The sequence below is a fragment of the Niveibacterium sp. 24ML genome, from assembly GCF_026586805.1.
Taxonomy (GTDB): domain Bacteria; phylum Pseudomonadota; class Gammaproteobacteria; order Burkholderiales; family Rhodocyclaceae; genus Niveibacterium.
Window position 1 is genome coordinate 38,236 of sequence record NZ_JAPFHA010000029.1, and the last position, 9,132, is coordinate 47,367.

The 9,132-nt window shown below is 62.7% G+C and carries 6 protein-coding genes; 4 read left to right on the plus strand and 2 right to left on the minus strand.

Annotated features, from left to right (window positions below):
* Positions 1-38: 38 nt before the first annotated feature.
* Entirely contained in the window at positions 39-1,484 is a 1,446-nt protein-coding gene (locus OPU71_RS19140) for an HDOD domain-containing protein (RefSeq protein WP_267729674.1), read from the minus strand.
* A 120-nt stretch (positions 1,485-1,604) separates the two neighbouring features.
* The gene (gene secA, locus OPU71_RS19145; protein ID WP_267729675.1) at positions 1,605-4,325 is read right to left on the minus strand and encodes a preprotein translocase subunit SecA; all 2,721 of its coding nucleotides are present in this window, start codon (positions 4,323-4,325) and stop codon (positions 1,605-1,607) included.
* A 78-nt stretch (positions 4,326-4,403) separates the two neighbouring features.
* Between secA and OPU71_RS19150 the strand changes: the two genes are divergently transcribed.
* The 4 genes from OPU71_RS19150 to OPU71_RS19165 all read left to right on the plus strand — a co-directional run bounded on the left by OPU71_RS19150 (position 4,404) and on the right by OPU71_RS19165 (position 9,040).
* The gene (locus OPU71_RS19150) at positions 4,404-4,865 is read left to right on the plus strand and encodes a DciA family protein (protein WP_267729676.1); all 462 of its coding nucleotides are present in this window, start codon (positions 4,404-4,406) and stop codon (positions 4,863-4,865) included.
* A 165-nt stretch (positions 4,866-5,030) separates the two neighbouring features.
* Positions 5,031-6,902 (plus strand): tetratricopeptide repeat-containing diguanylate cyclase, encoded by a 1,872-nt coding sequence (locus OPU71_RS19155; RefSeq protein WP_267729677.1) that lies wholly within the window; start codon positions 5,031-5,033, stop codon positions 6,900-6,902.
* Positions 6,903-6,956: 54 nt separating this feature from the next.
* Complete coding sequence (locus OPU71_RS19160) at positions 6,957-7,340, plus strand: DUF6394 family protein (protein WP_267729678.1); 384 nt, start codon at positions 6,957-6,959, stop codon at positions 7,338-7,340.
* A gap of 8 nt (positions 7,341-7,348) precedes the next feature.
* The gene (locus tag OPU71_RS19165) at positions 7,349-9,040 is read left to right on the plus strand and encodes a potassium channel family protein (protein WP_267729679.1); all 1,692 of its coding nucleotides are present in this window, start codon (positions 7,349-7,351) and stop codon (positions 9,038-9,040) included.
* The last annotated feature ends 92 nt before the right edge of the window (positions 9,041-9,132 follow it).

Here is a 9,132-nt window from a genome sequence, read left to right on the forward strand (position 1 = left end):
GCATCACAGTGCGGCAGGACAAACCGCAGTCTACCGGATCATGCGCGCGCAGCCCGCGTCAGCACATGTTCGAACCCGAGCGATGCCTGCTGCACAAAATGCAACACGCCTTGGGCGTCCTCATCACTCAAAACGGCATCGGACTTGGTTCGGTCAGTATAAAACGCACCGATCACGCGCCCATTCACAACAATGGGCGCCATGACGAACGGTGTGACACCGCCCGCACGGGTCAGTCTTTCAAGACGAACGGGCGCGTCGAAGGCATTCAAGACCACAAAACTTTGCTGACGGCCGATGACTGAATTGACCAGTTCGCCGGGGCTTCCATCGAGCGAAAACTGAAAGGCGCGCACCAGCGCGTCCGCCCCCTTGCCAAGCCCGGCCTTGCCGATCAGGTGCAGGCGATCGGGCGACAGCAGCGCAAAGAGCGCCCGATCCATGCCGATACCGCGAAAGACCCCCTCAAGCGCGAGAGTCAGCACCTCGTTAAGATTCGGTTTGCCGGCGATCAGCATCGACAAGTCACGCAGAATTTTCAGCTGAAGCAAAGGATTCGGCCCGCTTGGCTCATCAATTTCAATCACCGGCTTGGCGCCCGGACTACGCGGCAAGGGGATCAGCTTTGCCGCTTCATGCGCGCCGTAGTAGCTCGCCGCCTCCGCCGCTGCGATGGCGTTATCGGTGATCATGGGCAGAATTTCGTCCAGCGGACGATCGAGGTGCTTGGCGATCTGCTCGAGCGCCAGGCGGGTCGACGGCGCATCCCAGCCAGCCTCGGCCTGCCGTGCCAGGCTGTGCGCAAGCACAACCCCTGTTTCGCGATCGCCTCCGCGCTCCCCATGTTCGATCACGCTGACGAGCAGCCCGCCCAGGCGCCAGTCCTTGACCAGCCCAACGGTGATCTGGCGCAAGCGGTAGCCCAGTACATTCTGCTCCGCCACCTCCTGCGTCACGCCGGTCGACAGCGCCGTGTCGAGTGCTTGCGCGGCGTCATCGCCAAAACACCAGAACGCCATTTCGCCCACGCGCGCGAGCAAGGCGGTAATGAACACCTCTTCGGGATTCGGATCGGCCTTGAGCATCGCCAGCGTTCGTGCCTGCACGGCAGCATGGAAGGCCCGGGCCATTTCGGTGATGACTCGCTCCCGGGTGCTCCCGCCCAGCAGGGCATCGATCAGAATCAGGCTCAGCGCCATGTTCGCGACAGCATCAAAACCCAGCACGACCAAGGCGCGACTGACCGTATTGATGTGCGCGCGTGCCGGGTTGAAGAAGGCACTGTTGGCCAGCTTGAGTACTTTGGTGGTCAGTGCCGCGTCTTGCAGGATGATCGCGGCCAGCGCCGCCGCCGATGCGCGCTCGTCATTGGTGACCTGGCGGATCGAATCAACCGTGCGGCCAAAGGCGGGCATGTCGCGCTCGCGTATGCGCGCAACGAAGCCCTGCGCACCAAGACGACGAACATCCTGCAGAGTGGTCACGGGTTTGATCCTTGCTGGTTCTAGTCAGCAAGATAACGGCCAGATCAGGCCGAAGCTGTAGGGCAGGAAGCACAACGCCGGCAAGAAGCCGGCGTTGTGAGTTTGATCAGGATGCTGCGTTCAGCTCAATTTGCCGTGGCAATGCTTGAACTTCTTGCCTGATCCGCACGGGCAAGGATCGTTGCGCCCAACCTTGACACCGCCATGCACCGGCATCGGCTTGGCTTCACCGGTCGCAACCGACGCCAGCGCCTCTTCATAGTCGGCATGGTGATACTGGACGTTATCGACCGGCGCTGCCTGCGGTTCGGCCTCTTCCAGTTGCTCTTCCGAGCGAATCTGCACCGTCATCAACAAGCGGGTGACTTCAACCCTGACTGTCGAAAGCAGCGATTCAAACAACTCGAAGGCTTCGCGCTTGTATTCCTGCTTCGGGTTCTTCTGCGCGTAACCGCGCAAGTGAATCCCCTGACGCAGGTGGTCGAGCGCAGCCAGGTGCTCACGCCAGTGCGTATCCAGGTTGTTGAGCATCACGTTGCGCTCAAAACCCTGCCAAGCCTCACGATTGACCTGTGCGATCTTGGCTTCGTATGAGGCGTCCGATGCTTCGATGACCTTCTTGAGCAGATCCTCATCAGAGAGGCTCTGGTCATCCTTGCTCCATTGCGCAAGCGGCAGCTTGAGCTGGTACTCGCCTTCAAGCGCGCGCTCGAAACCTTCCAGATCCCACTGCTCTTCAACGCTGTCAGCCGGCACGTAGGTGCGGAAAAGGTCGTGCATCACGCCATGGCGCATGGCGGTAATCGTCTCGCTGATCTCGCTGGCCTCCAGCAACTCGTTGCGCTGCTGGTAGACCACCTTGCGCTGGTCATTCGATACGTCGTCGTACTCAAGCAGCTGTTTGCGGATATCGAAGTTGCGCTGCTCGACCTTGCGTTGCGCCGATTCCAGCGAACGGGACACGATCCCCGCTTCAATCGCCTCACCTTCCGGCATTTTCAGGCGAACCATGATCGCGTTCAGGCGCTCACCGGCGAAGATCTTCATCAACGGATCTTCAAGCGAGAGGTAGAAGCGCGAGGCGCCCGGATCGCCTTGACGGCCGGAACGGCCACGCAACTGGTTGTCGATGCGGCGCGATTCATGGCGCTCGGTGCCGATGATCTTGAGGCCGCCGGCCGCGATCACCTTCTCGTGCATCCCCTTCCATTCGGCGCGCAGGCGCTCGATTTCAGCGGTCTTGTCCGATTCGTCACCGTTTTCGCGCAGCAGGGCGATCTGCTTTTCCACGTTGCCACCCAACACGATATCGGTACCACGACCGGCCATGTTGGTTGCAATCGTGATCACGCCGGGGCGCCCAGCCTGCACGATGATCTCCGCTTCACGTGCGTGCTGCTTGGCGTTGAGCACCTGGTGCGGCAACTTCTGCGCATCCAGCAAATTGGAGAGCAGTTCGGAATTCTCGATCGAGGTGGTTCCCACCAGCACCGGCTGCCCACGCTCGTGGCAGTCCTTGATGTCGCGGATGATCGCGTCGTACTTTTCCTTGGCCGTCCGATAGACAAGATCGTTCGCATCGATCCGGATCATCGGGCGGTTGGTCGGGATCACCACCGTCTCCAGCCCGTAGATCTGGTGGAATTCGTAGGCTTCAGTGTCCGCGGTGCCGGTCATCCCCGAAAGGCGGGCATACATGCGGAAGTAGTTCTGGAAGGTGATCGAGGCCAGCGTCTGGTTCTCGGCGTTGATCGACACGCCTTCCTTGGCCTCAACCGCCTGATGCAAGCCCTCTGACCAGCGGCGACCGGCCATCAAGCGGCCGGTGAACTCGTCAACGATGACCACCTCACCGTTCTGCACCACGTACTGCTGATCGCGGTGATACAGCGAATGCGCGCGCAGCGCCGCGTACAGGTGATGAATCAGGAGGATGTTCGCCGGGTCATACAGGCTGGTGCCCTCGGCCAGCAGGCCGGCCTTGGCCAGCAAACCCTCGGCCGCTTCATGCCCCTGCTCGGTCAGCAACACCTGATGCGCCTTGAGGTCGACGGTGTAATCGCCCGGCACGGTGACGTTATCGCCGTCGCCCTCCTGCTGCTTGAGCAGCGGCGCCACGGCGTTCATCTTCACGTACAGCTCGGTGTGGTCTTCAGCCTGGCCAGAGATGATCAGCGGCGTGCGCGCTTCGTCGATCAGAATCGAGTCAACCTCATCCACCACCGCAAAGTTCAGACCGCGCTGTACCCGCTCGCTGGTCGAATAGACCATGTTGTCGCGCAGGTAATCGAAGCCGAACTCGTTATTGGTACCGTAGGTGATGTCGCAGCCATAAGCCGCCTGCTTCTCGGCATGGCTCATCTGCGAAAGGTTGCACCCGCAAGTCAGGCCGAGGAAGGAATAAACCCGCCCCATCCAGTCCGCATCACGACTGGCCAGATAATCGTTGACCGTGATGACATGGACGCCCTTGCCGGAGATGGCATTGAGGTACGCCGGCAGCGTCGCCATCAGCGTCTTGCCTTCGCCCGTGCGCATTTCGGCGATCTTGCCGTAGTGCAGTACCATCCCGCCGATGAGCTGCACATCGAAATGGCGCATGCCGTGGACGCGTTTGCCCGCCTCGCGGACCACTGCAAACGCTTCCGGCAACAACTTGTCGAGCGACTCGCCATTGGCATGGCGCTGCTTGAATTCGTCTGTCTTGGCGCGCAACTGTTCGTCGGTCAGCGCAGCTACGCCCGGTTCGAGCGCATTGATCGCGCGCACCACGGACGAATACTGGCGAATCAGCCGCTCATTCCGGCTGCCGAAAATCTTCTTGAGTAGGCCTGCAATCATGTTGGACCGGGGGTCAGGCGTAAAAAAATTGATTCTATCACGCGGGCCACACACCCCCGGGGCGAGGGGGCTGCGCGGATGAGTTCCCTGCCCCGCAGCCGTGCCCGCCAACTCGGCAACGCCATCGCTGAAGACACGCCGCTTGCACGATTACAGCAACACGCACAGCAACTGGCACGTATCCAGCGCCAGCTCGACCTGCTGTTGCCCGACTACTTGCAGGGCGCTGTGGCCGTGGCAAACCTGCAGCAAGGTGTGCTGGCACTGCATGTAAAGAATGCCTCGGTCGCGTCGCGCCTGAAGATGATCATGCCGCGCCTGAAAGAAGGTCTGTGGGCGCAGGGCGCCTCAATTGAAGAGCTCAAGGTGCGGGTGCGCCTGCCCCGCAAGAGCGAAACAGCCCGACCGACTGCGGTGCGCGAGATTGATGAGGACGTCCTGGCCAAACTCGAGACCCTGCGCGGCGCCCTGCCCGAATCATCACCACTGTCTGGCCCGCTTGCGCGACTGATTGCGCGGGCGGCACGCAGGCGAAGCTAGCGCCACGCACATCCGGCATCACAGACGCCCGGCGTTGCCGCCGCACCCGGTTATCGCTCGAACACACCGCACGAAGGCGGGCCATCCAAACACATGGCTTCACGTTCAATTTGCCGCGGTCACACGGCTCAGCCAGAATCGGGCTTTTCCTGACGCCCGCTGCACATGCCGCAATCGCCTCGCACCACGTTGTTTGCGGCCCTGATAGTCTTGGTCAGCCTGTGGACCACGGACCCGGCGCTTGCTGCCGAATCGCCTGCCGATCTGGTGCGCAAGGCGCGCGAAAACATTCGCTTCGACCCCGAGGCCAGTCGCCGCAACGCGGAAGCCGCATTGAGTGCGCTCAAGGCGCAGCCGAACGCCGATCTGGAAGCGAGCGCACATCTGGTGTTGTGCGATTACCAGGCAGAGCGGGACACGCGGGCCGCGCAGGCCCATATCGATGCCGCCGCCGCGCTGCTGCCCCGCGCCCAACGCAAGGGCCTCGCCGCCTCACTGGTAATCTGTGAGGGCCAGTTGCTGGAGTTCGCCGGCAAAACGCGCGCAGCAATGGCGAAGTACGACCAGGCGGTGATTTTCGCCGAGGGCGCGCGGGACGGCGAACTGCTCGGCGACGCCCTGTACGAACGCGGCTACATGCGAGCACTGCTCGGCGAGTATGCCGAGGGCCTGATCGACCAGCGACGCGCGCTGGCGCTCTACCAGAAGCTTGCCTTGAATTCGCGCGCCCGAACCGCCCTGAACGGAATCGCCATCTCGTACAACCGGATGGGCGACTACGCCCAGGCGCGCCACTACTACGAACAGTCACTCAAGGGCCACATCGCCGAGGGGGCACGGCGCGAACAGGCCGTGACGCTCTACAACCTTGGACGCGCACACGAAAACCTGGCGCAATGGGATGAAGCCCGCAAGGCTTACGAAAACGCCCTCACGCTGCACAAGGAACTGGGCTACGCCCGCGGCATGGCCTATGCGTACCGGGGCCTGGCAGGTGTCTGCAACGCCGCCGCCGATATCCGCTGCGCCATTGAGAACCTTCTGCTCGCCGAGTCCGCCGCAGCAGCATTGCCCGATGCCCGCCTGAAGGCGCAGATCAAGCTGCAACGCGGCATCACACTGCGCTTGCAGAAGCGCTTTGCCGAGAGCATTGCGGCATTGCAAGACGCGATTGCCGCCTTCAACGATGCAAGCTCGATGTCGGAACTGCGTGATGCCTATCAAGCCATCGCCGCGGCATACGCCGAGGCGGGCGATTGGAAGCAGGCCTATGAACTCACCGCCGCGTTCAAAGCCACCTCCGATGCGCTGCTGCATCGCCAGCTTGATCAACGATTCGCGACACTGAAAGTGGAGTTCGATTCTGCCGCGAAGGATCAGGAAAACGCCCTGCTGTTACGGGAAAAGAACGTCGCAGAGCGCGCACTGGATCAAGAACGGATTGTCGGCCGCCTCCAGGCGGCGGTGATTGCGCTGGCTTGCACCCTGGCCCTGTTGCTCGGCAGCCTTGCCTTGCGACACCAGCGTGCCAGCAAACGCATGGAAGCCCTGGCGCACACCGATGAACTGACTGGCCTGCCGAACCGTCGTGACATCCTCGCGCGGCTCGCGACCGCACTGAGCGACGCGGGCGGCGCGCCGATCGCGATCATGATCGCCGACCTTGATCACTTCAAACCGATCAACGACCAGTACGGCCACCTGGTGGGCGATGAAATCCTGCGCGCGATTGCCCACGTGCTGACCGACACGATGCGCGCGCCCGCCTGCGTGGGCCGGATTGGCGGTGAAGAGTTTTTGATTCTGCTGCCCGATTCGTCGCTGACCGATGCGCTGGCCGCCGCCGAACGCTTGCGGACGACCATCGCGGCAATCGACGCAAGCCGCTGGTTTGCCGATCGTTCGATTACCGCCAGCTTCGGGCTCACCACCGCGGTGCCCGGCGATAACGTCAGCAGCTTGTTGCGGCGCGCGGACGAAGCGCTTTACGACGCGAAGGCGAACGGGCGAAACCGGGTCGACGCGCGTTGCGCGTGACGCCCCCGCCGGCCGCTTTCATAATCCGCGCCACACCACTTGAAGGAGCGCAGCGTGAACCTTGAGAAAGTGATCTTCGGGTTTTTCATCGTACTGGCGGCAACGCTGAACTTCGGCTTCTTCATCGGTGATATCGACAACCCCGCGCATCACGACGTCTTTGAGTTGTTTGCGGCAATCACCGTCAACCTCATCGCAACCGTGCTGAAGTTCGGTGACCGCACGCAGATCGGCGCCATCCACCTCGCCACCAGCCTGGTCGCGGACTTGCAACTGATCGCCGCCGGTGTCTATTGGGCCTACGCGGTGCACGTTGCCGGGATCGGCATGACGCCCAGCGTGACCGCCAGCATCGTTTCGCTCGCCGCCGGCGCCATGCTCGCCAACGTGGTATCCGTGGTCATCCTGATCGCCGAAACGGTCATGATGCGTCGCTGAGCGCCACCATGGACAGCGTGATCTTCCTCGTGCTGCGGCGCATGCGCGCGCCGCTGATCATGCTGATCGCGATCTACGCGGTATCCGTGCTCGGGCTGGCGCTGATTCCTGGCGTCGATGCGCAGGGCAAGCCGGCGCCGCCGATGAGCTTCTTCCACGCCTTTTACTTCATCAGCTACACCGCAACGACGATCGGCTTTGGCGAACTGCCCAATCCGTTCTCTGAAGCACAGCGGATGTGGACCATCTTCTGCATTTACCTCACCGTGATCGGGTGGTCGTATTCAATCGTCACGATTCTCGGCTTGGTGCAGGACAAGGGCTTCCAGAGCGCATTTGCGCAGATCCGCTTTTCGCGGACCGTGCGGCGCATCGGCGAGCCCTTCTACCTGGTGTGCGGCTGCGGCGAGACCGGCACGCTGGTGTGTTCCGCCCTTGATCGGATCGGAACGCGCTTTGTCATTGTCGAGCGCTCAGAGCAACGGGTGCAGGAGCTTGATCTGCTCGCCTGGCATTCCGACGCGCCGGCTCTCGCCGGCGACGCGCGCCTCCCGCAAGTGCTGTGCGCAGCCGGGCTGCAACACCCGAAGTGCCGCGGCGTGCTGGCGGTCACCAACGACGAAGAGGCCAACCTGGCCGTGGCGATTGCGGTGCGCCTGCTGCATCCCGGCATACCGGTACTGGCCCGCGCGCGCTCGGACTCGGTCAGCGCGAACATGGCGTCGTTCGGTACCGACCACATCATCAACCCCTTCAAACACTTTGCCGCGCAACTGGCGCTCGCCGTTCACGCGCCTGACACCTTCCGGCTTGAACAACTGCTGACCGGCATCACCGGCGAGCCCGTCCCCGAGCCCCACCGCCCCCCGCGCGGCGATTGGATCGTTTGCGGCTACGGGCGTTTCGGGCATGCAATCGCCTCGGCGCTGCACGGCCAAGGGCAGCCGGTGACCCTGATCACCACCGAGCTGACGGAAGACACGCCGCACCGCTGCGTGCGCGGCGCCAGTACCGAAGCGCAGCAACAGCTCGATGCCGGCATCATCGACGCCGTCGGCATCGTGGCGGGCACCGACAACGACATCAACAATCTGTCGATCGCCGTGACCGCGCGCGAGCTCAACCCCAAGATCTTCGTCGTGATGCGGCAGAACCATGCCGCAAACACTGCCTTGTTCGATGCCTTCGTGGGCGATTTCGCGCTGGTGCCCAGCCGGCTGATTGCGCAGGAGTGCCTGGCGATCATCACCACCCCGCTGCTCTCCCAATTCCTTGACCTGATCCGCAAGCAAGAGAACGCCTGGGCTGCGAACCTGCTGGAGCAGATCGAATCGCTGTGCGGCACCCAGGTACCCGAACGCTGGGGGTGCGCGCTCAACATCTCGGACGCGCGCGCGGCCTATCTGCACCTGATGGCCGGTCGGCCGCTGCCGCTGGCAACGCTGCTGCGGGACGCCGCCGACCGCAGCCAAACCCTGCCCGTGGTGGTCTGGATGCTTCGCCGCGGCAAGCAGATGACGCTTCTGCCCGCCAGAGACACCTTGCTCCAGGCCGGTGATGCGCTGCTGATGGCGGGCGCACCGCATGCGCGCGAGAAGCTGAAACTGGGGGTCCAGAACGCAAATGCGCTCGACTATCTACTGAGCGGCCGCGAAGCGCCCGGCGGCTGGATCTGGCAGCGCTGGGCCGAACGCAAATGAAAAGGCCCGCCTGACGCGCAATGCCAGTCAGTTAACCGCTGTCTGGCATTTTTTTCGTCGGAAATTTGTGTGCTCGGTTCTTGACGACTCTG

What these genes read in the sequence shown, in the direction of transcription:
- OPU71_RS19165 (WP_267729679.1), top strand. Translation starts at nt 7,349, where the DNA reads ATGGACAGCGTGATCTTCCTCGTGCTGCGGCGCATGCGCGCGCCGCTG.
- OPU71_RS19150 (WP_267729676.1), top strand. Translation starts at nt 4,404, where the DNA reads ATGAGTTCCCTGCCCCGCAGCCGTGCCCGCCAACTCGGCAACGCCATC.
- OPU71_RS19155 (WP_267729677.1), top strand. Translation starts at nt 5,031, where the DNA reads ATGCCGCAATCGCCTCGCACCACGTTGTTTGCGGCCCTGATAGTCTTG.
- secA (WP_267729675.1), bottom strand. Translation starts at nt 4,325, where the DNA reads ATGATTGCAGGCCTACTCAAGAAGATTTTCGGCAGCCGGAATGAGCGG.